The organism is Verrucosispora sp. WMMA2121 (assembly GCF_027460185.1).
Classification (GTDB): domain Bacteria; phylum Actinomycetota; class Actinomycetes; order Mycobacteriales; family Micromonosporaceae; genus Micromonospora; species Micromonospora palythoicola.
Genome location: NZ_JAPZBH010000004.1, coordinates 54,375 through 78,337, shown reverse-complemented (window position 1 = coordinate 78,337; position 23,963 = coordinate 54,375). Strand labels below are relative to the sequence as shown.

The following is a 23,963-nucleotide window of genomic DNA, read 5'->3' as shown; positions in this document are numbered from 1 at the left end:
CCTTTACGTTCCGTATCCTTGCCAACCTCCGGAGTGCGCGGCCCCGTCGCCGCGCGCCCGTTTTGTACCTGGGGCGGCCGATGCTGGCGGCCCCTGTCGAGGCGTCGCGGACTCACCGCGGCTCCGTGGCCGAGGGAGCGACGATGGCCAAGCCAGCCGACACCAGGACCGCAGGCCGCAAGCCGGCGGCGAAGTCCACCCGCAGCGCCGCGGAGACCGAGAAGATCCGAGCCGCGTTGGCGGCCCGGCACGAGGAACTGCGTGCCGAGTACGATCAGACGCTGAGCGAGATCACCGAGCTGCAGCGCGACCGCCTCACCGACTCGGCCGGGGACGACCAGGCCGACACCGGGACCAAGACGTTCGAGCGGGAGCAGGAGATCTCCCTCGCCAACAGCATCCTGGAACGGATCACGCAGGTCGAGCGCGCTCTCGAGCGCCTCGACGAGGGTGGCTACGGCTGGTGCGAGCGATGCGGCAACCCCATCCCGGTGGAGCGGCTGGCCGCGTTCCCGTCCGCCACCCTCTGCGTGACCTGCAAGCAGCTGGAGGAGCGGCGCTGACGGCACGCTCCCCGGCGTCCGCCCGCGGCGGTGCGACCGCACCGCCGCGACAGCCGATGGGGAGCAGATGAGCGCAGCACCGCAAGCGGGATCCGGCATCGACGGGTCGGGCAGAGCCACGAGATCGCGGCGCCGGTCCGTCACGATCCTGCTCTCGCTCGCGGTGTTCGCGGTGGCCGTCGACCTGCTGACCAAGCACCTGTCGCTCCAGGAACTCGGCGACCGCGAGCCGGTGCGGCTGCTCGGCGGGGCTCTCTACCTGTCGCTGACCCGCAACAGCGGGGCCGCGTGGAGTCTCGGCAAGGACTACACCTTCATCTTCCCGATCATCGCGATCGGGGTGCTGGCCTGGATCGCCTGGATGGCGCGGACGCTGCGCTCGGTTCCCTGGGCGGTCGCGCTGGGTCTGGTGGTCGGCGGGGTCGTCGGCAATCTGATCGACCGGATCTTCCGGGCCCCGGGCTGGTTCGTCGGACACGTGGTCGACATGTTCAGCGTCTTCGACCCGTACGGCCGGGTGTTCCCGATCTTCAACGTCGCCGACAGCGCCCTGGTCTGCGGCGTGCTGCTCGCCGTCGGGCTGGAGTTCACCGGCCGCCAGCGTGACGGCACCCGGGCGCAGGCCGACGACAGAGCGGGTGGCACCGACCGGGCCGACACACCGACGGGCGAGGACACCACCGCCCGGCAGCCCGCCGCGGCCGGGGACCAGGGCGACACCGACGGCGGACGGCGGGAGCGGGCGTGACGGCCACCTACGCCGCCGGTGGCGACCAGCGCAGCCTGCCGGTACCCGACGGACTTGACGGGATGCGACTGGACCAGGCCGTCGCCCGGTTGTTCGGGCTGTCCCGCACCGCCGCCGCCGCGCTCGTCGACGCCGGAGAGGCACTCGTGGACGGCGCGGTACGTCCCAACTCGCACAAGGTGCGGGCGGGTTCCTGGCTGGAGGTGACGCTGCCCGCACCGGCCACCGCACCGGTGGTGGTGCCCCGGGCGGTGCCCGGCCTGCGGGTGGTGTACGCCGACGACGACATCGTGGTGGTGGACAAGCCGGTCGGCGTGGCCGCGCACCCCAGCCCCGGCTGGACCGGCCCGACCGTGATCGGCGGGCTCGCCGCCATCGGGCACACGATCGCCACCAGCGGTGCCGCCGAGCGTCAGGGCGTCGTGCACCGCCTCGACGTCGGCACCACCGGCGTCATGGTGGTGGCCAAGAGCGAGCAGGCGTACAGCGTGCTGAAACGCGCCTTCAAGTACCGCGAGGTGGAGAAGCGCTACCACGCGGTGGTGCAGGGGCACCTGGACCCGCTGCGCGGCACCGTCGACGCGCCGATCGACCGGCATCCGCACCACGACTACCGCTGGGCGGTGGTCTCCGGTGGCAAACCGAGTGTCACCCACTACGACACGATCGAGGCTTTTCCGTCCGCGAGCCTGGTCGACGTGCGGCTGGAGACCGGCCGGACCCACCAGATCCGGGTGCACTTCTCGACGCTGCGGCATCCGTGCGTGGGTGACCTCACGTACGGAGCCGATCCGACACTCGCCGCCCGGCTCGGACTGGACCGGCAGTGGTTGCACGCCAGAGAGTTGAGCTTCGAGCACCCCCGTACGGGGGACGAGGTCCGCTTCGTCAGCGACTACCCTGACGATCTGGGACGCGCGTTGGAACTCCTCCGCGACTGACGCGTCCCGCCCGTTCCGACCGACTGACGAGGGGACCGCCCGTGCGCGCCGGCGATCTGCTGCGGAAGTTGGACCAGCGACTGCTGCCCCGCCTCGCCGCCACGGTGACCCGGCTGGGTAACGGCCCGGGCCACACGCCGCTGCTCGGGTGGGTGGCGATGTTGTCGTGCACCGCGGTGCTGGCCACGGCCGTGCTGGCCACCGGTGGTCCGCCGGTGCCGGACCGCACGGTCGGCGAGGTGACCCGGGTGGGCGTGGTCGAGGGTGACTCGATCCCCCGTTACGAGGCGACTGCGGCGGCCGACCTGGCCGCGTTGGCCGGCTCGCTCGGTGACGGCACGTACGCCCTGGTCTCGCTCACCGAGTACCTCACCCCGGACCGGCTCGCCGCGGTGGTCGGTGACGTGGGGGTCGCGGTGGTGTTCGGACGCGTGCCGCTGCCGCAGCGGCAGACCGAGATCGTCCGCATCCCGGCACAGCGGGTGCCGGAGGACGTGACCGCCGGGATGATCAAGCTTGCCGAGCGCAAGGAGCGGGAGGCGGCCGACTACCGCGCCCGGGCCACCGCGCTGGGCGGTGGTGGACCGACCGAACGCGAACTGCGCGGCCTGTACCTCAGCGGTGCCCAGGTCGCGGCGGCGGAGGCGGCCGCGTTCCGGGCCGAGTGCGCCTGCCTCTACGCCCTGGTGGTACGCGCCGAGCCGGCGAAGCTGCGGGGTGTGGCGGCCCGGTCCGGGGTGCGGGTGGTGGATCCCGCGCCCGAGGTCCGGCGGTTGGAACGGACGGTGTTCACTCCACCGCTGCCCGAGCAGCGGGACGTCGTGCGGCCGCCGGTCGACCGGACGGCCACACCGGAACCGATCCCGAGCGCCACCCCGGTCGCCACCCCCACCGGGGTCACCACCACCACCGGCGGTCCGTCCGTGCCGGTGCCGACCGTGGCCGAGCCGACGGTGGCGGACCGCTCGCCGGCACCGCCGCGGGTGACGGATTCGTCACCGTCGCCGTCGCCACCCCCGCCGGCACCCAGGGCGTCGGCAGGGACGCCGTCCACCTCGGCAGACACCGCCGACACGGGTGATCCGGAGCCGACACCGTGACGGTTGTCGACAGATCCGGGTGCCGCCCGGTGTGGCCTCAGTAGGCTTTCGTTCGTAGCCTGTCAGACGGAGACCGAAGCGCTGGGGAGGCGATCCGTGGAGGGCAGCGAGACCGGTTGGGGACGGCCCGCCGAACCGGCACCGCGGTGGCGGGCGCTGCTCGACCGAGCCCGCCTCGGCGGTCGCGGCGCGGAGCCGCCGGCCGAGCGGCGGGGTGAGGAGCCGGCACCGTCGCCTGAGCCGTTGCCGCGGCGGGGGCCGGGCAGCGGCTACGCGGGCCGGGCACCGGCCGTCGGGCAGCCGGCGGACCGGTCCTACGGCGAGGAGCCGGCGTACCGCGCCGAACCGGCCTATCGGGTCGACCCGGCGCTTCCCGCCCAGCCGTACCGGGGGCAGCCGGGGCCGCCGCCGTACCCGGCGGTGCCGGAGCCGCGCCGGCCGGAGCCGGTCGAGTCGCGGTACACCCTGTTGGACAACGGCTACCGGCACGCGGGGCCACCGGTGGAGTCCCGCTACGCCCTGCTGGACAACGGTGGCTACCAGCCGCACTCGGCGGCGGTGGCGCCGCCGGCCGTGGCGCCGCCGAGCCCGCCGCCGCGGGCGGCACAGTTGCCGGCGGTGGCACCAGTGGCCCCGCCGCCGGCCGTGGCGCCACCGGCGACGGTGGCCGGCCGTCCCGGGCGGATCGAATGGCGGGCGCAGAGCGCCGGCAGCGACCTCGAACGGGCCGCCGCCGTGCTCCGTCGCGACCTGGGCACGCCCCGGGTGATCGCCTTCGCCAACCCGAAGGGCGGGGTGCACAAGACCACGGCCACCGTGCTGGCCGCGGCCACCGTCGGCAGCGTACGCGGCCGTGGTGTGCTGGCCTGGGACGACAACGAGCTACGCGGCACCCTCGGCCTGCGCGCCGGCAGCGCCCGGCATGCCCGCACCATCCGACACCTGGTCGCCGATCTCGTCCAGATCGAGATCCGGGAGGGCGCCGAGCTGCTGGAGATCCTCGACGACTACCTGCGGCACGCCTCCGACGGGTCGTACGACGTGCTCGCCGGTGAGGAGAGCCCCCGGTTCGCCCAACGACTGGACCAGTTCACCGTCAAGCGGGTGCTGGAGCTGCTGCGTCGCACCCACGACGTGATCTGTGTGGACACCGGCAACAACGTGGAGAGCCCGAACTGGCGCACCGTCATGCAGGCGGCCGATCAGCTGGTGGTCACCACGGTGCCCCGCGAGGACGCGGCGTTCAGCGCCGACTGGATGCTCGACCTGCTGCACGAGGAGGGGATGGGCGAGCTGGCCGACAACGCCGTCACGCTGATCTCCTGCCCCACCCCGGGCCGGTTGCCGTTGCAGAGCGACCTGGAGAAGCACTTCGCCACCCGGACCAGGGCGGTGACCGTGGTGCCGTACGACCCGGCGCTGGAGACCGGCTCGTCGATCGAGTACCACCAGCTCCAAGGCGAGACCCGGCAGGCCTGGCTGCGGGCGGCCTCGGCGATGCTGGAGCCGTTCGGCCGGTGACCGGTGCGTGCCGGGCGGCTCACGGCGAGCTGCTGCCGCGACACGGTGTACGACCGACGACGGTAGCTGCGAGGATCATCGGGTGAGCCCGAGCACCCCCGCCGCCGAACCGCCCGCACGGCCGCCGGCTGCCGTCCCGCCGTCGCCGACCGAGCCGACGACCAGCCGGCCGGCGACGGACGCCGTCGGGCCACCCACCGGGTCGGACACCGGGCCGACGGCCACCGGGCCGGCCGCCGAGGGCGTCGCGTCGCCAATCGACGCGGCGGCGGGGGCCGCCGTGTCGTCCGCCGAGGCCACCGGGTCGACCGCCGGACGGTCGGCCGGGTTCGGCCGCACGATGGCGGTCGGTGCGGCGACGGTGTTGGTGCTGGGTCTGCTGGGGGCCCCGCTGGGGTGGATCTGGGCGGCGGTCGCGCCGGCCACCCCGGTCGTCCGGAGCGGCGACGGCGCAGTCTACGGCCTGGCGCAGCCGGAGCAGCCGATCGCCGCCGACGGGTGGTTCAGTCTGCTCGGGTTGGCCTTCGGGGTGCTCACCGCGCTCGCCGTGTGGTTCCTGCTGCGCCGGAACCGGGGACCGGTCGGGCTGGTCGTCGCGGCGGTCGGTGCGCTCGCCGCCGCGTTGGTCGCCTGGCAGGTGGGGCGTCGGGTCGGTCTGGCCGGCTACCAGCGGCTGCTGGACACCGCCCCGGAGGGCACCCGCTTCAGCAAGCCGGCCGACCTGCGGGCCGGCGGGATCGAGCTGTTCCTCGGGGTGTTGCCGCTGCCCTACGGCAACGTGCTGCTGCCGGCGTTCGCCGCCGCGGTGACGTACACCCTGCTCGCCGGCTGGTCGCGGTGGCCGTCACTGCGGCCGGAGCCGGAGCCGGACGTGACCTGGCTCACCGCGCCCGCGCCGGTGCCCGCAGGGCCGGCGGGAGACGCCGGTTCCGCGCCGGCGGGACCGGGAGAAGACGCCGGTTCCGGGCCGGCGGGGCGCGAGGACGGGGTCAGTTCGGGGCCGGCGGCGGCGAGGCCAGTTCCGCCAGCGGCACCGGAACCGCCCGCACCTGGCGAAGCAGGGCCGCCTCGCGGTTGAGCAGGTGCAGCTCGGCACGCAGCCGGGCCGCCGTGTCGTCGATGGCGAGCAGCCGCTGGCGGTCCGTCACCGTCAACGCCGCGGTGGCGGCGACCAGGTGGGACAGCACCGTCGGGTCCTCGGGCAGCTGCTCGGTCAGCTGCCCGGCCTCGGCCCGGATCAGGCCCAGGTACTGCCGGAAGACGGCGATCACCCGGGCCGCCAGCAGGTCGGCGGCCTCGTCCGGACCGTCCGGCTCGGGCAACCACTGCACCTCGGCGGTCAGGTAGGGCGCGGAGTTCCGGTCGACCTCGCCCACCCGGAACCGTCGCCGCCCGACGGTGACGATGTCGAAGCCCCCGTCCGCCAACTCGGTGACCTGCCGCAGCTCGGCCGTGCAGCCCACCTCGTGCAGGGTGACGTCGCCGGACATCTCCTGACCGGCAGCGGAGGCGACCTCCCAGCCGCTGCGGATGGCGACCACCCCGAACTCGCGTGGTGCCCCGTCGGGCAGCGCGACCAGGTGCCGGACCAGCGCGCGGTAACGCTCCTCGAAGATGTGCAGCGGCAGTACCAGCCCTGGAAAGAGCACCGTGGCGAGCGGGAACACCGGTAGCCGTTCGGTCACGTGATCAAGCCTAGCCCGATCGGCGGGCGGTGGCGTGTCCCGGCTCACCGTCCCGGACAGCGGGCGGCGCCGGTCGGCCCGGCGGACGGCCGCCTAGACTCGCAGGCGTGTTGAACCGGATCGACCTGCGCGGTGGTGCGCGTGACCCGCGCCACCTGCTGCCTCGCGCCCAGCTCGACGTCTCCGTGGCGGTCGAGCGCATCCGTCCGATCGTCGCGGCGGTGCGCGAGCATGGCTACTCGGCGGTCCGCGAGGCCAGCGAGCGGTTCGACGGGGTGGCTCCGGAGGTGCTGCGGGTGCCGGCGGAGGCCATCGCGGCGGCGGAGGGCACGCTTGACGACCAGGTCCGGGCGGCGCTGCTGGAGTCGATCGCCCGGGCCCGGCGGGTGCACGCGGATCAGCGACGGGTCGACCACACCACCCAGGTCGTGCCCGGCGGCACGGTCACCGAGCGGTGGCTCCCGGTCGACCGGGTCGGCCTCTACGTTCCCGGTGGGCTGGCGATGTACCCGTCGACCGTGGTGATGAACGTGGTGCCCGCCCAGGCGGCCGGCGTCCGGTCGCTGGTGGTGGCCAGCCCGCCGCAGCAGGACAACGGTGGCCTGCCCGACCCACGGGTGCTCGCCGCCTGCGCGCTGCTCGGCGTCGACGAGGTGTACGCGGTCGGTGGGGCCCAGGCCGTGGCGATGCTGGCGTACGGCTGCGCCGTCGACGCCGCCGGCAGCGCGCACTGCGCTCCGGTGGACATGATCACCGGACCGGGAAACATCTGGGTCACCGCCGCGAAGCGGCTGCTGCGCGGGGTGGTCGGCATCGACGCGGAGGCCGGGCCGACCGAGATCGCGATCCTGGCCGACGACACCGCCGACCCGGTGCACGTCGCCGCTGACCTGATCAGCCAGGCCGAGCACGACCCCCTCGCGGCGAGTGTGCTGGTCACCCCGTCGCTCGCGCTGGCCGACGCGGTGGACCGGGAGTTGGCCCGGCTGGTGCCGGCGACCAAGCACGCCGAGCGGGTCGGCACCGCGTTGGGCGGCGAGCAGAGCGGCGTGGTGCTCGTCGACGACCTGGCGGCGGGGTTGCGGGTGGTCGACGCGTACGCGGCGGAGCACCTGGAGATCCAGACCGCCGACGCCCGCCAGTGGGCGATGCGGGTACGCAATGCCGGGGCGATCTTCGTGGGCGCGTACTCGCCGGTGTCGCTGGGCGACTACTGCGCCGGCTCCAACCACGTGCTGCCCACCGGGGGTTGCGCCCGGCACTCGTCCGGGCTGTCGGTGCAGTCGTTCCTGCGCGGCGTGCACGTGGTGGAGTACACTGAGCAGGCGCTGCGGGAGGTCGCCGGGCACGTGGTGACGCTGGCGAACGTCGAGGACCTGCCGGCGCACGGCCAGGCGGTCACCGCCCGGTTCGGGGCCGCCGGATGACCGGGCTGGACGACCTGCCGATCCGTGACGACCTGCGGGGACGGTCGCCGTACGGTGCGCCGCAGCTCGACGTGCCGGTGCGGCTGAACACCAACGAGAACTCCCACCCGGTGCCGGAGGCGGTGGCCGAGGCGATCGGCAAGGCCCTCACCGCGGAGCTGCGCGATCTCAACCGTTACCCCGACCGGGACGCGCTGGCGTTGCGTGCCGACCTGGCCGAATATCTCGGCCACGGGCTCACCGCCGACGGGGTGTGGGCGGCCAACGGCTCCAACGAGGTCCAGCAGCAGCTGCTCCAGGCGTTCGGCGGACCGGGGCGCAGTGCGCTCGGGTTCACCCCGGCGTACTCGATGCATCCGCTGCTGGCGCTCGGCACGGGCACCCGGTGGGTGCCGGCCCGCCGGGGGGTCGACTTCGGGTTGACCGCCGACGAGGCGGTCGCGCAGGTCCGCGAGCACCGCCCGGACGTGGTCTTCCTCTGCTCGCCGAACAACCCCACCGGCACCGCGCTCGACCCGACGGTGATCCGTGCGGTGCTCGACGTCGCCCCGGGGATGGTGGTGGTCGATGAGGCGTACGCGGAGTTCGCCCGGCCGGGCACGGTCAGCGCCCTCGCGGTGTTGCCCGGTCATCCCCGGCTGGTGGTCACCCGGACGATGAGCAAGGCGTTCGGCTTCGCCGGTGGCCGGCTGGGCTACCTGGCCGCCGATCCGGCGGTGGTGGCCGCGGTGCAGCTGGTCCGGCTGCCGTACCACCTCTCCGCGCTCACCCAGGCCGCCGCGCGGGCCGCGTTGGCCCACCGTGAAGCCCTGCTCGGCACGGTCGCCGAGATCTCCGAGCAGCGGGACCGCATCGTCGCCGAGCTGCGCCGTCGTGGCCTGCGGGTGGCCGACAGCGACGCCAACTTCGTGTTGTACGAGGTCGGCGGCGACCAGTCGGTGGCCTGGCGGGCGCTGCTGGCGCGCGGCGTGCTGGTGCGTGACGTGGGCCTGCCCGGCTGGCTGCGGGTCACCGCCGGCACCCGGGCCGAGACCGACGCCTTCCTCGCCGCCGTGCACGATATCCAGCGCGAGGGGTTGATCGCCCCGCAGCCGCTACCGACGAAAGGCACATCATGAGCCGGACCGCCCGGGTGGAGCGGATCACCAAGGAGACCAAGGTCCTGGTCGAGATCGATCTCGACGGCACCGGAGTGGCCGAGATCAGCACCGGGGTCGGTTTCTACGACCACATGTTGCACCAGATCGCCCGGCACGGTGGCTTCGACCTGACCGTGCGCACCGTGGGTGACCTGGAGATCGACGCGCACCACACGATGGAGGACACCGCGCTGGCCCTCGGCGCCGCGTTCGACCAGGCGCTCGGCGACAAGGCGGGCATCCGGCGCTACGGCTCGGCCACCGTGCCGATGGACGAGGTGCTGGTCCGGGCGGCCGTCGACCTCTCCGGACGCCCGTACGTGGTGCACGACGAGCCGCCGCTGGCGCCCTACATCGGCCCGGTGTACCCGACCAGCATGACCCGGCACATCTGGGAGTCCTTCGGTCAGGCGGCCCGGATCACGCTGCACGTGGACGTGTTGCGGGCGGCCCGCCCCGGCGGGCACCCGGACGCCCACCACGTGGTAGAGGCGCAGTTCAAGGCGGTGTCCCGGGCGCTGCGTGAGGCCACCGCGGTGGACCCGACGGCGGGCGGGGCGATTCCCAGCACCAAGGGGGCGTTGTGACCGGCGCGGGTTCGGTGCGGCGGGGGTGTCGCCGGTGAGCGGCATCCTGCCCACGTTGCTGCTGATCCTGGCCGGGGTGCTGGTCGGTGGGGCGCTGTCCCTGCACCGGCAGGGGGCGCCGCGCGGCGCGGTGATCGTCACCGCGCTGCTGGCGGTGCTGGCCACCGCCGCGGGTGTGCTCTGGCTGCTGCCGGGGGACGGGTCATGACCGGCCGGCCCGAGGGCGGTACGGCCCCACGCGGACGGCGTCGGATCGTGGTTCTCGACTACGGCTCGGGCAACCTGCGCTCCGCCGAGCGCGCCCTGGCCGCGGCCGGGGCCGACGTGCTGGTCACCGGTGATCTCGCCGCCGCCGCCGACGCCGACGGCCTGGTGGTGCCCGGGGTCGGCGCCTTCGCCGCGTGCGTGGCCGGCATCGAGGCGATCGGCGCCGGGCCGGTGATCGCCGGGCGGGTCGCCGCCGGCCGCCCGGTACTGGGCATCTGCGTGGGCATGCAGATCCTCTTCGAGTCCGGCGACGAACACGGGGTGGTGACCAAGGGACTGGGCCTGCTGCCGGGCACGGTCACCCGGCTCGCCGCCGCCCGGCTGCCGCACATGGGCTGGAACACCGTGCAGGCGCCGGTCGGCTCGGTGCTCTTCGCTGGCCTGCCCGCCGACAGCCGGTTCTACTTCGTCCACTCGTACGCCGTCGCCGACCCGGCCGCGCTGACCGCGTCGGGCGCGCGGGTGACCACGGCGCACCACGACTGTGACTTCGTCGCGGCGGTGGAACGCGGTGCGCTGTCGGCCGCCCAGTTCCACCCCGAGAAGTCCGCCGACACCGGTGCCGCGTTGCTGCGCAACTGGCTGGCCACCGTGCCCGCCGGTGACTGAGTTGGCCGGTGCCGCCCGCCGGGGGCCACGGTGAGCCGGGAACGGGCCCAGCGCCGGGCGGCCCGGGAGGCGGAGGCGGCCCGGCAGCGGGTGCTGCGGGAGCGCGCCGCCGCCCGCCGGGCACGCCGTCGGGCGCTGGTCCGCCGGGTGGTGCCGACGGTGCGTCGTGGCCGCACCGGTCGGCTGCCCCGATACTCCCAGGGTGAGCGGGCCGCCATCGTGGCGCTCACCCTGGCCGCGATCACCCTGATCTGGGTGTTCGTGCCCGACCTGGCGCTGCGGGTCGGGCTGATCCTGCTGCTGTTGCTCGTCCTGCCGGTGATCGTGGTGATCGCCCTGGACCGCCGTTGACCATGCGAGAGGGACCCGACACATGAGCCTCACCCTGTTGCCCGCCGTGGACGTCGCCGACGGCCAGGCCGTCCGGCTCGTGCAGGGCGCCGCGGGCAGCGAGACCACCTACGGCGACCCGCTGGAGGCCGCGTTGGCGTGGCAGCGTGACGGTGCCGAGTGGATCCACCTGGTCGATCTCGACGCCGCGTTCGGCCGGGGCAGCAACGCCGACCTGCTCGCCGAGGTGGTGCGCCGTCTCGACGTACGGGTGGAACTGTCCGGTGGCATCCGGGACGACGCCTCGTTGCGCGCCGCGCTGGCCACCGGTGCCGAGCGGGTGAACATCGGCACCGCCGCGCTGGAGGACCCGCAGTGGTGCGACCGGGTCTGCGCGGAGTACGGCGACCGGGTGGCGATCGGGCTGGACGTGCGCGGCCGGACCCTGGCGGCCCGGGGCTGGACCCGCGACGGCGGCGACCTGTACGAGGTGCTGGAGCGGCTCGACAAGGCCGGTGCCTCCCGCTACGTGGTCACCGACATCACCAAGGACGGCACCATGCGCGGACCGAACCTGGACCTGCTGCGCGAGGTGTGCGCCCGTACCGACGCCCCGGTGATCGCCTCCGGCGGCGTCTCCACCCTGGACGACCTGCGGGCCCTGGCCACCCTGGAACCGGTCGGCGTGGAGGGGGTCATCGCCGGCAAGGCGCTCTACGCGGAGGCGTTCACCGTGGCGGAGGCCCTGGCGGTCCTCGCGAACCCGTGATCCGGATCCGGCCCGGCCGCGCCGCCGCCCGACCCGCAGAGGAAGGACGCTCCCGTGCCCACCAACCGTGAGATCCAGTTGGCCGCCCGCCCGCAAGGCTGGCCCACCGAGGACAATTTCCGGCTCGTCGCCGCCGAGATCCCCACCCCCGGTCCGGGGCAGTTGCTGGTGCGCAACCGGTACATGTCGGTGGACCCGTACATGCGCGGGCGGATGAACGACGTGCGGTCCTACGTGCCGCCGTTCGCCCTGGACGCGCCGCTCGACGGCGGGGCGGTCGGCGAGGTGGTGAGCGGTTCCGCCGACGGGTTCGCCCCGGGCGACACGGTGCTGCACGGCCTCGGCTGGCGGGACTACGCGCTGGTCGAGGCGAAGACCGCCCGGAAGGTCGACCCGGATCTGGCGCCGGTGACCGCCTACCTCGGTGTGCTCGGGATGACCGGGCTGACCGCGTACGCCGGGCTGCTGGAGGTGGCCGCGATGCGTCCGGGTGAGACGGTCTTCGTCTCCGGGGCGGCCGGTGCGGTGGGCAGCGTGGTCGGCCAGATCGCCCGGCTCCGCGGCGCGGGTCGGGTGGTCGGCAGCGCCGGGTCGGCGGCGAAGGTCGAGCGGCTGCGGGCGCTCGGCTTCGACGCCGCGTTCGACTACCACGACGGCCCGGTACGCGACCTGCTGCGGGCCGCCGCTCCCGACGGTGTCGACGTCTACTTCGACAACGTCGGTGGCGAGCACCTGGAGGCGGCCATCTCGTCGATGAACCTGCACGGTCGGGCGGCGATCTGCGGCATGATCGCGCAGTACAACGACACCGAGGCGCCGGCCGCTCCGCGCAACCTGGCCCAGGTGATCGGCAAGCGGCTGACCCTGCGCGGTTTCCTGGTCAGTGATCACGGCCACCTGCGGGAGCAGTTCGTGCGAGAGGTCGCCGGGTGGCTGCGCGAGGGCGCGCTCGCCTACGACGAGACGATCGTCGACGGCCTGGAGAACGCCCCGGCGGCCTTCCTCGGCCTGCTGCGGGGGGAGAACCTCGGCAAGATGCTGGTGCGGCTGTGACCGGCGGCGTGCACGGTCGAATCGAGTGGGGTACCGGGCGGCGATAGGCTCGTCGCATGACGGTGGCGGTACGGGTGATCCCCTGTCTCGACGTGGACGCGGGACGGGTGGTCAAGGGCGTCAACTTCGTCGACCTGCGGGACGCGGGTGACCCCGTCGAGCTGGCCGCCGCGTACGACCGTGCGGGTGCCGACGAGTTGACCTTCCTCGACGTCACCGCCTCGTCCAGTGACCGGGGCACCATGCTCGACGTGGTCCGCCGTACCGCTGAGTCGGTCTTCATTCCGCTGACCGTCGGCGGTGGGGTGCGGACGGTGGCGGACGTGGACACCCTGCTGCGCGCGGGGGCCGACAAGATCGGCGTGAACACGGCGGCGATCGCGCGTCCGGAACTGCTCGCGGAGATCGCGGAGCGGTTCGGTCGGCAGGTGCTGGTGCTCTCGCTCGACGTGCGGCGGGCAGCGGTGGGCACCACCGCAAGCGGCTTCGAGGTGACCACCCACGGCGGGCGGCGCGGCACCGGGCTGGACGCCGTGCAGTGGGCGCGTCGTGGCGCCGAGTTGGGCGCGGGCGAGATCCTGCTCAACTCGATGGACGCCGACGGCACCAAGGCCGGTTTCGACCTGGAACTCATCGGCGCGGTACGCCGGGTCGTCGACGTTCCGGTGGTGGCCAGCGGGGGCGCCGGTGCGGCGGCGCACTTCCCGCCGGCCATCGGCGCCGGCGCCGACGCGGTGCTGGCCGCCAGCGTGTTCCACTTCGGGGAGCTGACCGTGGCGGAGGTCAAGGACGTGCTGCGCGGCGCCGGCCACCCGGTGCGCTGACACCGTCGGGGACGCTGCTGCCGGCAGGTCGCGTCCCGGCCGTGCGGCGGACGACGGCGTGGCGGTCAGCCGCGGCCGGAGTGTCCCTCGGGGGAGCGCCGGGGCGCCGGGATCGAGCGCACCAGATATTCCTGTACGGCGGCGGCGTGCTCCCGCTCGTCGAGGTGCCAGTCCGCGGTGCCCGGCGCGTGCCGGCGGCTGAGCACCCCCTGCACCGTGTCGACGGTGGTGGCCAGCCCGGCGCTGGGCCGGGAGCGCCACAGGTGTTCGCCGTCGGGGGTGATCCGGAACCAGCCGTCGGAGACGTCGACCAGCCCGGCACCGAGCAACCGGCGGATCGCCTCCTCGATGTCGTGCCGTTCGGGGATGCTCCGGTCGAGGTGGTCGGCCGTGGAGAGCACGTCGGCCAGGCGTACTCCCTCGGGGCGGCGGGTGGTCGTGGACCGTCGGTGGCGTCCGGCGCCGCTGGCGATCACCAGCGAGACGAAGATCCATGCGTCGGTACGACGCCAGGCGTTGTCCCCCATGCGGAGATTCTGCCGGGCGACCCGGCTTCAGGAAAACACCGACCGCCGCACTGCGACCGTGAGTGGCATCATGATTGCCGACAGTCGATGCGGGTGGACGGAATCGACTCGATCCGGTATGGGTCCGTGGCGCTGGGTGTTCGTCAGGTGGCCGGGGCCGGCTCGATCCGTTCCACCCTCGGTGGTTCCGGTTCGGCGACGTCGAACAGGGGCAGGAACAGCTGGGCCAGTGGTCCGATGGTCAGCGCGTAGGCGACGGTGCCGATGCCGACCGTACCGCCGAGCACGGCGCCCACGGCCAGCACGCCGACCTCGATGATGGTGCGGACCAGGCGTAGCGAACGGCCGGGACGGCGGGCGACCAGGCCGGTCATCAACCCGTCCCGGGGGCCGGGTCCGAGTCGGGCGCCGAGGTAGAGCGCGGTGGCCGCGCCGTTGCCCACGATCCCGGCGATCAGCAGGACGATCCGCAGCGCGAGTGGTCCCCCCGGGGGTAGCAGGGCCAGGGTCGCGTCGACCGCCAGGCCGATCACCACCACGTTGGCGAAGGTGCCGAGGCCGGGGCGCTGGCGCAGCGGGATCCAGGCCAGCAGCACCAGCGCGCCCACCGCGATGACCACCGTGCCCATGCTCAGGCCGGTCAGTCGGGACAGCCCCTGGTGGAAGACGTCCCACGGGTTCAGGCCGAGCCCGGAGCGGATCATCAGCGCCATGCTGAAGCCGTAGATGACGAGCCCGACGAACAGGTGCGTCAGCCGTCGTGCCGGCCGGTGCCGGAGGTTGCCAATCATTGCCACGCATGCCACTCTAGGTGCCAATTGGCGTTGCGATAGAGCCAATATCGGGGGAGTGGCCATGGTGAGTCAGGTGCGTGGGGTCCAATTGGCTCGCCTGCTCGGGCAGTGGCACGCCCTGCCGGGTCGACGACGCAGCCCCGACTATGCCGCGTTGGCCGGCGCGGTGCGCGGCCTGCTCGCCGACGGTCGGCTCCCCCTCGGCGTGCGGCTGCCCGCCGAACGGGACCTGGCCGAGGCGCTGCGGGTCAGCCGTACCACCGTCACGGCCGCGTACCGCGAGCTGCGCGACAGCGGACACCTGGCCAGCCGGCGGGGGGCCGGAAGCTGGACGATGCTGCCCGGTACGCACCGGGTGGCACCGAACGGACTGTGGATCCCACTGGACGACCGGGACATGCTCGACCTCGGTGTGGCGGCGTTGTCCGCCCCGCCCGAGCTGCTGCCGGCGGCCCGGGCGGCGGCCGAGGATCTGCCCCACTACCTCAACGGCGCCGGGTACCACCCGATCGGGATCATCGAGCTGCGGGAGGCGGTCGCCCAGCGGTACACCGAACGGGGGCTGCCCACCTCACCCGACCAGATCATGGTCACCAACGGCACGCAGCACGCCCTGGACCTGGTGCTGCGGTTGGTGCTCGCGCCGGGCGGCGGGGTCCTGGTGGAGTCGCCGAGCTACCCGAACGCGCTGGCGGCCCTGGCCGCCCGGCGGGCCCGGATCACCACGTACGGCCTGGCCACCGACGCCGACGGCTGGGACGCGGACCTGCTGCTGGGCACGTTGCGGCAGGTGCGACCCCGCGTCGGTTACCTGATCCCCGACTTCCAGAACCCGACCGGGCACCTGATGCCGGCCGAGCTACGGGAACGGCTGGTGGCCACCGCGCACCAGGTCGGCACCGACCTGGTGATCGACGAGTCGTTCGTGGACCTGCCGCTGGACGGGACCGACCTGCCACCGCCGACCGCGAGCTTCGACCGGCACTCCCGGGTGGTGAGCGTCGGTGGCATGAGCAAGCCGTTCTGGGGCGGGCTGCGGATCGGCTGGATCCGGACCTCGGCGCCGCAGGTGCAGCGGCTGGCCGCGGCGCGGGTGGGTGTCGACATGTCCAGCCCCGTGCTGGACCAGTTGGTCGCGGTGCACCTGCTGAAGGTCGCGCCGGACATCGTGGCCGCCCGGCGGGCGCAGCTGGCCGTGCAGCGTGACGCGTTGCTCGGCGCGCTGGCCAGCCGGCTGCCGGAGTGGCGGGTCACCGTGCCGCGCGGCGGGGTGACGCTCTGGGCCGAGTTGGACGGGCCGATCTCCAGCGCGCTGGCGCGGGCCGCCGAGGAGGTTGGCGTACGCCTCGCGCCCGGCCCGCGCTTCGGCCTCGACGGGACGCTGGAGCGCTTCCTGCGGCTGCCGTTCACCCTGCCGGCCACCGACCTGGTCGAGGCGGTCGGGCGGATCGCGGCGGTCCGTTACGACCTGGACCGGGCGGGGCAGACCCGCTGGTCGGAGCCGAGCGTCATCGCCTGAACCCTCGCCGCCGGTCGTGGCGCGACACGGATCGGCCCCGCACCCCGGGGAGGGACGAGTGCGGGGCCGACGCGGTGGGGTCGTCAGATCTCGGCGACGGTGCCGGCGTACATCTTGTCGATCTCGTCGGAGAAGTTGCTCTCCACGCCCCGACGCTTGATCTTCAGCGACGGGGTGATCTCGCCGTCCTCGATGGTCAGATCGCGCGGCAGGATGGTGACCTTCTTGATGGTCTCCCAGCGGTTCAGCTTCTGGTTGAGCTGGGCGACGTACTCCTCCACCATGGCCTGGGCCTCGGGGGAGGCCACGATCTCGGCGTACGGGCGACCTTCCAGCGGGGTGCCGGCCGCCCAGCCGGTGATGGCGTCCGGGTCCAGCGTCACCAGCATGGTGCAGTAGTTGCGGGCCTGACCGATCACCACGGCCTGCGAGGTGTACGGGCAGGTGGCCTTGAACATGCCCTCGATGTGCGACGGCGCGACGTACTTGCCGCCGGAGGTCTTGACCAGGTCCTTCTTGCGGTCGGTGATGCGCAGGTAACCGTCGTCGTCGAGGCTGCCGATGTCGCCGGTACGGAAGAAGCCGTCCTCGGTGAAGGCGGCGGCGGTCTCCTCGGGCAGGTTGTGGTAGCCCCGCATCACCGGTCGGCCCTTGATCAGGATCTCGCCGTCGGTGTCGATGCGGCACTCGAGGTCGCCCATCGCCTTGCCGACGGTGCCGATCCGCAACCCGTCGGGCGGGTTGACGAAGTTGCCGGCGCTGGTCTCGGTCAGACCGTAGCCCTCCGAGATGGGCAGGTTCGCCGCGGCGAAGAAGGTGGCGATCTCCGGGCTCAGCGGGGCGGCACCGGAGACCAGCACCCGGATCCGACCACCGAGACGGGCCTGGAGCTTGCTGAAGACCAGCTTCTCCGCCAGCGTGTACTTGAGCTTCAGCCCACCCGGCACCGGCTTGCCGGCCTGCTCCAGGGCGACCTTCTCCTTGCCGACGCCGACCGCCCACGCGAAGATCTTGGCCTTCGCCCCACCGGCGTCCTGCGCGGTCGTGACCGACTTGTTGTAGACCTTCTCGAAGACCCGGGGCGCGCCACACATCAGCGTCGGGCGGACCACCGAGAGCAGTTCGACGAGCTTGTCGACCCGACCGTCCACGTACGTGGGCAGGCCGACGTGCGTGGCGCCGCAGAGCAGCGTCTTGCCGAACGAGTGGGACAGCGGCAGCCAGAGGTACTGCAGGTCGTCCTCGCGGAGCAGCCCGACCGCCTCCTGCGCCACGCCCTCCCAGCACCAGCCGCCGTGCAGCAGCTCGACACCCTTGGGTCGGCCGGTGGTGCCGGAGGTGTAGATCAGGGTGGCCAGGTGATCCGGGCCGATGCCGGCGACCAGGCGCTCGATCAGCTCCGGGTCCTCGGCGAGCCGCTGGGCCCCCTGCTCCTCCAGTTGCGCCAGGGTCAGCTGGGGCACGGCCGCGGACGGGTCGGGGGCGCCGTCGAAGAGGACCACGTGGGTCAGCGCGGGCAGCTGCGCTCCGGCGATCTTGGCCGCCTGGTCCGGGTTCTCCGCGAACAGCACGCTGGAGCCGGAGTCGGAGACGATGTAGGTCGCGTCCTCGGGCTCGGTGGTCGGGTAGACCGTGGTCGTGGCACCGCTGGCGCACATGATGCCGAAGTCGGCGATCACCCACTCGATCCGGGTGTTCGCCAGGATCGCGACCCGGTCCTCCTGACCGACGCCCAGGCCGTGCAGGCCGGCGGCGACCGCCTTGGCCCGCTGCGAGACCTGTGCCCAGGTCAGCCAGACCGGTCCGTCCGGGCCGGGGTGGGCAAAGGCGTGGCGGTCGGGGGACGCCGCCACGCGCTTGAGGAACATGTCAGGAATTGAGGTGTACGGTACATCGAGAGCCATCGCTGTAGCCGCCTTCGGGGGTGGAGGCGTGACGGTCGTCACGGTCGGTGTTCGTTACCGAAGGGTATTGCCTGGCACCGGGCGTCGGCTAGCCCTGACGATCATCCACCAGTCCGTTCCCGGCAGATGGAACCCTCGTCTCACGCGTAGCGCGCCGCCGCGCGTGACCAGTCGTAGGTGGCCCGGATCCAGTTCCGCCGGCTGTCCAGCGCCGGGCGCACCGCGTCGCCGTGGTGGGCCAACAGGTCGGTCTCGGCCGCCAGGTACGCGCCGAGCCGGTCGTTGAACCGGTCGGCGGCGGCTCGCAGCGCCGTCGACTCGTCACCGGTCTCCCTGGTCAGCACCGTGATCAGGTTGTGCGCGTCCGGCCCGCCGTGGTGCTCCTTGGCGTAGGAGAAGACGTCGTTGCACCAGCAGATCAGGTCGGCGGCGAGCATCTCCAGGGTGGCCCAGCCGGGGTCGGCCCGGCGGGCGGCCGGTGGAAAGCCGTCCAGGGCCAGGTCGGTCAGGGTGAGGCTGGGGTACACGGCGCCGGTGTGTCGGCGCATCTGGACGTACTCGTCGACCGGCGGAACCCGCTCGTGCTCCCGGTTCGCCGCCTCCCACAGCAGCGCGAGCAGGTACTCGCGCATCCCGGCGACGAACCGCAGCAGCACGGCCGGGCGCCGGTGGCCGCGTACCCGTTGGCACAAATCGGTCAGCCCGAGCGCCAGCGTCCCGGCTGCTCCGGGCGGCGTCGGACCCGGCGCGCCCTGGCGGTCCAGCACGTCCAGCAGCGCGGCCACGGTCGGCGCGAGTCGGGTGGGCTCGGCGCCGAGCCCGTCCTCGTCGCAGGCGTCGTCCATCACGAACAGCCAGGAGATCAGGTCGGTCAGCAGCCGCAGGCGCTCCGGCGGGGCCTGCGGGCAGGCCCGTCCGGCGAGCCCGGCGGCATCCGCCCGGTGCAGCCGCTGGCCGTTACTGATCAGGCCCAGCTGCTGCGCCCAGTCCGCGCTCTCCCGGGCCACGCGCTCGGTTTCGCCGTGCCGGACGCCGGTGAACGGAGGCTCTCGCAGGGCCGAGACCACAAAGCTTCGCATCGCGCTCCCTGTCGCCACCCCCCCACGAGGCGGCGCGGGCCAGCGTACGGGAGCACCGATGGTGGTCGGTCGATGCGTCAAGTAACGTTTCGGAAATTGTCGTGACCGGTTCCGCACAGAGCGTTAGAAGCCCAGGCTGGCGGTGCGGAGCCGATCGGCCAGGGCCGGGGGCCCGTCGAGCTGCACCCGCGCCGCACGCTGCCGGCCGGACAGGAACAGGGCCAGCTCACCGGGCGTGCCGACCAGCCGCAGCGGTTCGCCGCCCCGGCCGGTGGCCACCTCGCCGTGGCCGGGGGCCTGCACCAGCACCTGGGCGGGGAAGCGGCGCAGGGCCAGCCGGCCGAGCGCCGACAGCCGTCGCCACAACGCCCGCTCCAACCCCACCGGCAGGTCGCGCGGCTGCCAGCCCGCCCGGGCCCGACGGACGTCCTCGTGGTGGATGAAGAACTCCAACGTGTTCGTCAGCTCGTCGGTGAGCGGGTTGCTCACCGGGCTCCACACCGGCGGGTGCCGCACCTGGCCGAGCAGCTCGGTCCAGTCGAGCGCGGCGACCCGGCGTCGCACCCGTTCGGCGTGGCCGCCGAGTGGCGGGACGACGATTCCCGCCGCGGCGTCCGGCCGACGTTCCCGCACCACCAGATGCGCGGCGAGGTCACGGGTCGTCCAGCCCTCGTTGAGGGTCGGGGCGTCCGGGCCCAGGGTGGACATCAGCTCGGCGAGCGCCTCGCGCTCCGATCGGGCGTACCGCGACATGACAGTGATCGTAGGCCGAGGCGGCGGGGGTCGCGTGTCGAGCGGGCGCTGTCGATCCGGCCGTGGGGTGACGTCGGACATATCTCCTCGGGTCGGCGTACCCGACGCGCAGCGGTAAGGATGAGAGATGATTGTGGCGGCTTACGGCGGGGGAGAATGTGGCGAGCGGGACTAGTCGGGACGTGCTCGGTCGCGGGCTGAGCGTCCTCGGGCGGGCCATCCGGGAACAACCGAGGATCTTCGCGGTCGCCGTGTCCGGCAGCGTGCTGTTCGGCCTGATGGTGGTCGCCAGCGCGTTCGTGGTCGGCGCGGTCGTCGGTGACGTGGTGGTGCCGGCCGTGCAGACCGGTTCGGTGGCGGTGGGCGCGCTGGCGCTGGCCGCCGCGGCGCTGCTCGGGCTGAGCGTGCTGCGGGTGGTCGGCATCTTCGGTCGCCGACTGGGCGCCGGCTACATGCAGTTCCGCCTGCAGGCCGCCTACCGTCGCCGGGTCACCCGCCGCTACCTGGAACTGCCGCTGTCCTGGCACCACCGCAACGCGACCGGCACGTTGCTGTCCAACGCCAACTCCGATGTCGAGGCCGCCTGGCAACCGATCGCGCCGCTGCCCTTCGCGGTGGGCACGCTCGTGATGCTGGTCGGTGCGGTGACGTCGCTGTTCGCCGTCGACTGGGCACTGGCGCTGGTCGGGCTGGCCGTCTTTCCGGCCCTGTTCGCGCTCAACGTGGCGTACTCCCGTCGGATGGCCCCGCGCCAAGCGCGGGCGCAGCGGCTGCGCGCCGAGGTCAGCGGCATCGCGCACGAGAGCTTCGACGGCGCCCTGGTGGTCAAGACGATGGGTCGGGAGGCCCAGGAGACCGCCCGGTTCGCGGCCCGGGCCGGCCAGTTGCGCGACGCGTTGATCTCGGTCGGCCGGCTGCGGGGCATCTTCGACCCGATGCTGGAGACGCTGCCCAGTCTCGGCACCCTCGCGGTGCTGGTGGTCGGGGCGTACCGGCTGCGGCAGGGCGCCATCGAGGTGTCCGAGCTGGTCAGCGTGGCCTTCCTGTTCACCGTGCTGGCCTTTCCGGTGCGGGCCATCGGCTGGGTGCTCGCCGAACTGCCGCGCAGCGTCGCCGGCTGGGACCGGATCCGCCGGGTACTCGACGCCACCGGCGAGATGCCGTACGGCGACCTCCGGCCCGACCCGGCCGTGGCGACGCCAGCCACGCTCACCTTCACCGACGTCGGCTTCGCCTACGAGCCCGCCGAGGCGCACCTGCCCGGCGCCGAGGTGTTGGGCGAGGTCTCCTTCACGGTGCCGGCCGGCAGGACCGTCGCCCTGGTCGGGCCGACCGGGGCCGGCAAGTCCACCGTCACCGCGCTGGCGGTCCGGCTGGTCGATCCCCGGTCGGGCACGGTGAGCATCGACGGGGTGGACGTCCGGGACCTGGCCGCGGACGTGCTCGCCGGTACCGCCGCGCTGGTCGCCCAGGTGCCGTTCGTCTTCGACGACACCGTACGGGCCAACGTGTCGCTGGACCGGCCCGGCGTGGACGACGAGGCGGTCTGGGCCGCGCTGCGGCTGGCCGAGGCGGACGGGTTCGTCGCCGCCCTGCCCGCCGGTCTGGACACCATGGTCGGCGAGCGGGGTACCTCGCTCTCCGGCGGCCAGCGGCAGCGGCTCACCCTCGCCCGGGCGTTGGCGGGACGTCCCCGCCTGCTGGTGCTCGACGACGCGACGAGCGCGGTCGACCCTCGGGTGGAGGCCGCCATCCTGGCCGGGCTGCGCTCCTCGGCCGGCGGCGGCCCGGGCGCGTCGATCCTGGTGGTGGCCTACCGGCGGGCGACCATCGCCCTCGCCGACGAGGTCATCTACCTGGAGCAGGGGCGGGTGGTGGCGCGGGGCACGCACAGCACGCTGCTGGCCACCGTGCCGGGTTACGCCGATCTCGTCACCGCCTACGAGCAGGCCGAGGTCGACCACGACCGGCAGCGCACGTACGACGAGGTCACCCCGATGACCTCCGGACTGGAGGTGGACCGGTGATGGGCGGCGAGGCGCCGGAGCAGGCCGAGTCGACGTGGCGGACGCTGCGGCGGGGGCTGGCGCTCTCCCCGGAGCTGCGGGTCGGGCTGGCCGGCACCCTCGGTCTGGCCCTCGTGTACATGGTCGGCCGGGTGGCCGTGCCGGTGGCGGTGCAGCAGGGCATCGACCGGGGTATCGCCGGTGGGTTGAACCTGGACGCGTTGTTCGTGGTGGTGTCGGTCACCGCCGCGGTGCTGGTGGTGACCACGGCCTGTGGCTACCTGATGATGCGCCGACTGTTCACGGTCAGTGAGACGGCCCTGGCGGGGGTGCGGATCCGGGCCTTCCGGCACGTGCACGACCTGTCGATGCTGCACCAGCAGTCGGAGCGGCGCGGTTCGCTGGTGTCCCGGGTCACCAGCGACGTCGACCAGATCACCCAGTTCCTCCAGTGGGGTGGGGTGATCCTGCTGGTCAACCTGGGTCAGTTGGCGGTCACCACGGCCGTGATGCTGGCGTACTCGTGGCAGTTGACGCTTGTGGTGTTCGCCGCCTTCGGGCCGGCGGTGCTGGTGATCCGGCTGCTCCAACGCCGGCTCGCCGCGGCGTACGGGGTGGTCCGGCAGCGTACCGGTGCCCTGCTGGGTGCGGTCGGGGAGAGCGTGGTCGGCGCGCCGGTGATCCGGGCGTACGGCATCGCGGGACGCACCGCCCGGCGGTTGGACGAGGCGATCGACGGTCAGCGGCGGGCCCAGCAGAAGGCGATCCGGATCAGCATTCTCGGCAGCTCGGTCGGTGAGCTGGCCGCCGGTCTGGCGTTGGCCGGCGTGGTGGTGCTGGGGGTGTTCCTCGGTGCCGACCGGACGCTGAGCATCGGTGAGATCACCGCGTTCCTGTTCCTGGTGACGCTCTTCATCCAGCCCGTGCAGATCGCCACCGAGGTGCTCAACGAGGCGCAGAACGCGATCGCCGGCTGGCGACGGGTGCTCGACGTGCTGGACGTCGCACCGGACGTGGCGGATCCCGGACCGCAGGGGCGGGAACTGCCCACCGGGCCGCTGGACATCCGCTTCGCCGACGTGCGCTTCGCCTATCCAGGTGGTCCGACGGTGCTGCACGACATCAGCCTGGAGATCCCGGCGAAGAGCCGGGTGGCGGTGGTCGGTGAGACCGGCAGCGGCAAGACCACCTTCGCCAAGCTGGTCACCCGGCTGATGGACCCGTCGGCGGGGGCGGTGCTGCTGTCGGGGGTGCCGCTCACCGACGTGCGTTTCGACTCGCTGCGCTCCCGGGTGGTGATGGTGCCGCAGGACGGGTTCCTGTTCGACGCCACGGTGGCCGACAACGTCCGCTTCGCCCGTCCGGAGCTTTCCGATGAGCAGCTCGCCGCCGCCTTCACCGAGTTGGGGCTGGCCGACTGGCTGGACGGGCTGCCCGCCGGGTTGGCGACCGGGGTGGGCGAGCGTGGTGAGGCGTTGAGCGTGGGGGAGCGCCAGTTGGTGGCGCTGGCCCGGGCGTACGTGGCCGATCCGGACCTGCTGGTGCTGGACGAGGCGACGAGTGCGGTGGATCCGGCCACCGAGGTGCGGTTGCAGCGGACGTTGGACGCGGTGACCCGGGGCCGGACCACTCTGGCGATCGCCCACCGGCTGTCCACCGCGCAGAACGCCGACGAGGTGATCGTGGTGGACCGGGGGCGGATCGTGCAGCGTGGCTCGCACGACGAGCTGATCCGCGACCCGGATTCGGTGTACGGACTGCTCTACGCCTCGTGGCTTGAGCAGACCCGGTAGACGCCGTCGGGCCGATGCCATACCC

General features: G+C 73.3%; 24 protein-coding genes. 18 read left to right on the top strand and 6 right to left on the bottom strand.

The window, feature by feature from the left end; all coding sequences use genetic code 11:
• The first annotated feature begins 143 nt into the window (after positions 1–143).
• The 6 genes from O7605_RS00965 to O7605_RS00940 all read left to right on the top strand — a co-directional run bounded on the left by O7605_RS00965 (position 144) and on the right by O7605_RS00940 (position 5,951).
• Positions 144–563, top strand: coding sequence for a TraR/DksA family transcriptional regulator (locus O7605_RS00965; RefSeq protein ID WP_164449180.1), 420 nt, complete (start codon positions 144–146; stop codon positions 561–563).
• Positions 564–630: 67 nt separating this feature from the next.
• Entirely contained in the window at positions 631–1,311 is a 681-nt protein-coding gene (gene lspA, locus O7605_RS00960) for a signal peptidase II (protein WP_269737468.1), read from the top strand.
• Positions 1,308–2,252, top strand: coding sequence for an RluA family pseudouridine synthase (locus O7605_RS00955; protein WP_269737467.1), 945 nt, complete (start codon positions 1,308–1,310; stop codon positions 2,250–2,252). Before lspA ends, O7605_RS00955 begins: the two co-directional genes overlap by 4 nt.
• A 41-nt stretch (positions 2,253–2,293) precedes the next feature.
• Positions 2,294–3,352: a hypothetical protein gene (locus O7605_RS00950; protein WP_269737466.1), complete on the top strand. Its 1,059-nt coding sequence runs from the start codon at positions 2,294–2,296 to the stop codon at positions 3,350–3,352.
• 96 nt (positions 3,353–3,448) lie between these two features.
• Positions 3,449–4,873, top strand: a complete 1,425-nt coding sequence (locus tag O7605_RS00945) for a MinD/ParA family ATP-binding protein (protein WP_269737465.1) — start codon at positions 3,449–3,451, stop codon at positions 4,871–4,873.
• 82 nt (positions 4,874–4,955) lie between these two features.
• Positions 4,956–5,951: a DUF2567 domain-containing protein gene (locus tag O7605_RS00940; RefSeq protein ID WP_332317101.1), complete on the top strand. Its 996-nt coding sequence runs from the start codon at positions 4,956–4,958 to the stop codon at positions 5,949–5,951.
• On the opposite strand, the gene O7605_RS00935 is transcribed toward O7605_RS00940, so the two are convergent.
• Positions 5,863–6,558, bottom strand: a complete 696-nt coding sequence (locus O7605_RS00935) for an LON peptidase substrate-binding domain-containing protein (protein ID WP_269737464.1) — start codon at positions 6,556–6,558, stop codon at positions 5,863–5,865. The genes O7605_RS00940 and O7605_RS00935 overlap by 89 nt on opposite strands.
• Positions 6,559–6,665: 107 nt before the next feature.
• Here O7605_RS00935 and hisD point away from each other — a divergent pair, with 107 nt between their 5' ends.
• Genes hisD through hisF form a run of 9 tightly spaced genes read left to right on the top strand, consistent with a single transcriptional unit; the run spans position 6,666 to position 13,563 of the window.
• Positions 6,666–7,985, top strand: a complete 1,320-nt coding sequence (hisD, locus tag O7605_RS00930) for a histidinol dehydrogenase (RefSeq protein WP_269737463.1) — start codon at positions 6,666–6,668, stop codon at positions 7,983–7,985.
• Positions 7,982–9,103, top strand: a complete 1,122-nt coding sequence (locus O7605_RS00925) for a histidinol-phosphate transaminase (protein ID WP_269737462.1) — start codon at positions 7,982–7,984, stop codon at positions 9,101–9,103. Before hisD ends, O7605_RS00925 begins: the two co-directional genes overlap by 4 nt.
• Positions 9,100–9,711 (top strand): imidazoleglycerol-phosphate dehydratase HisB, encoded by a 612-nt coding sequence (gene hisB / locus O7605_RS00920; protein WP_269737461.1) that lies wholly within the window; start codon positions 9,100–9,102, stop codon positions 9,709–9,711. The genes O7605_RS00925 and hisB overlap by 4 nt, the downstream gene beginning before the upstream one ends.
• 34 nt (positions 9,712–9,745) lie before the next feature.
• On the top strand, positions 9,746–9,919 hold the full coding sequence (locus O7605_RS00915) for a hypothetical protein (RefSeq protein ID WP_443083855.1): 174 nt from the start codon (positions 9,746–9,748) through the stop codon (positions 9,917–9,919).
• Positions 9,916–10,587, top strand: a complete 672-nt coding sequence (gene hisH, locus O7605_RS00910) for an imidazole glycerol phosphate synthase subunit HisH (protein ID WP_269737459.1) — start codon at positions 9,916–9,918, stop codon at positions 10,585–10,587. Before O7605_RS00915 ends, hisH begins: the two co-directional genes overlap by 4 nt.
• A gap of 30 nt (positions 10,588–10,617) precedes the next feature.
• Positions 10,618–10,938 carry a hypothetical protein gene (locus tag O7605_RS00905; protein WP_164449172.1) on the top strand — a complete coding sequence of 107 codons (321 nt, stop codon included), beginning with the start codon at positions 10,618–10,620 and terminating at the stop codon, positions 10,936–10,938.
• Positions 10,939–10,960: 22 nt separating this feature from the next.
• The gene (gene priA, locus O7605_RS00900) at positions 10,961–11,686 is read left to right on the top strand and encodes a bifunctional 1-(5-phosphoribosyl)-5-((5-phosphoribosylamino)methylideneamino)imidazole-4-carboxamide isomerase/phosphoribosylanthranilate isomerase PriA (RefSeq protein WP_269737458.1); all 726 of its coding nucleotides are present in this window, start codon (positions 10,961–10,963) and stop codon (positions 11,684–11,686) included.
• Positions 11,687–11,740: 54 nt separating this feature from the next.
• The gene (locus O7605_RS00895; RefSeq protein ID WP_269737457.1) at positions 11,741–12,739 is read left to right on the top strand and encodes an NADP-dependent oxidoreductase; all 999 of its coding nucleotides are present in this window, start codon (positions 11,741–11,743) and stop codon (positions 12,737–12,739) included.
• Positions 12,740–12,795: 56 nt separating this feature from the next.
• Positions 12,796–13,563, top strand: a complete 768-nt coding sequence (hisF, locus tag O7605_RS00890; protein WP_269737456.1) for an imidazole glycerol phosphate synthase subunit HisF — start codon at positions 12,796–12,798, stop codon at positions 13,561–13,563.
• Positions 13,564–13,628: 65 nt separating this feature from the next.
• On the opposite strand, the gene O7605_RS00885 is transcribed toward hisF, so the two are convergent.
• On the bottom strand, positions 13,629–14,090 hold the full coding sequence (locus O7605_RS00885) for a hypothetical protein (RefSeq protein ID WP_269737455.1): 462 nt from the start codon (positions 14,088–14,090) through the stop codon (positions 13,629–13,631).
• Positions 14,091–14,233: 143 nt separating this feature from the next.
• Positions 14,234–14,887, bottom strand: a complete 654-nt coding sequence (gene yczE, locus O7605_RS00880) for a membrane protein YczE (RefSeq protein ID WP_269737454.1) — start codon at positions 14,885–14,887, stop codon at positions 14,234–14,236.
• Between the two features lie 58 nt (positions 14,888–14,945).
• Between yczE and yczR the strand changes: the two genes are divergently transcribed.
• Positions 14,946–16,403 carry a MocR-like transcription factor YczR gene (yczR, locus tag O7605_RS00875; protein ID WP_269737453.1) on the top strand — a complete coding sequence of 486 codons (1,458 nt, stop codon included), beginning with the start codon at positions 14,946–14,948 and terminating at the stop codon, positions 16,401–16,403.
• 83 nt (positions 16,404–16,486) lie between these two features.
• On the opposite strand, the gene O7605_RS00870 is transcribed toward yczR, so the two are convergent.
• The 3 genes from O7605_RS00870 to O7605_RS00860 form a co-directional block, all read right to left on the bottom strand.
• The gene (locus O7605_RS00870) at positions 16,487–18,307 is read right to left on the bottom strand and encodes an AMP-dependent synthetase/ligase (protein ID WP_269737452.1); all 1,821 of its coding nucleotides are present in this window, start codon (positions 18,305–18,307) and stop codon (positions 16,487–16,489) included.
• A gap of 140 nt (positions 18,308–18,447) precedes the next feature.
• Positions 18,448–19,386 (bottom strand): terpene synthase family protein, encoded by a 939-nt coding sequence (locus O7605_RS00865; protein ID WP_269737451.1) that lies wholly within the window; start codon positions 19,384–19,386, stop codon positions 18,448–18,450.
• 123 nt (positions 19,387–19,509) lie between these two features.
• The gene (locus tag O7605_RS00860; RefSeq protein WP_269737450.1) at positions 19,510–20,139 is read right to left on the bottom strand and encodes a TIGR03085 family metal-binding protein; all 630 of its coding nucleotides are present in this window, start codon (positions 20,137–20,139) and stop codon (positions 19,510–19,512) included.
• A gap of 158 nt (positions 20,140–20,297) precedes the next feature.
• On the opposite strand from O7605_RS00860, the gene O7605_RS00855 reads away from it, so the two are divergent.
• Both O7605_RS00855 and O7605_RS00850 read left to right on the top strand, forming a co-directional pair.
• Positions 20,298–22,166, top strand: a complete 1,869-nt coding sequence (locus O7605_RS00855) for an ABC transporter ATP-binding protein (RefSeq protein WP_269737449.1) — start codon at positions 20,298–20,300, stop codon at positions 22,164–22,166.
• Positions 22,166–23,938, top strand: a complete 1,773-nt coding sequence (locus tag O7605_RS00850; RefSeq protein ID WP_269738654.1) for an ABC transporter ATP-binding protein — start codon at positions 22,166–22,168, stop codon at positions 23,936–23,938. The genes O7605_RS00855 and O7605_RS00850 overlap by 1 nt, the downstream gene beginning before the upstream one ends.
• The last annotated feature ends 25 nt before the right edge of the window (positions 23,939–23,963 follow it).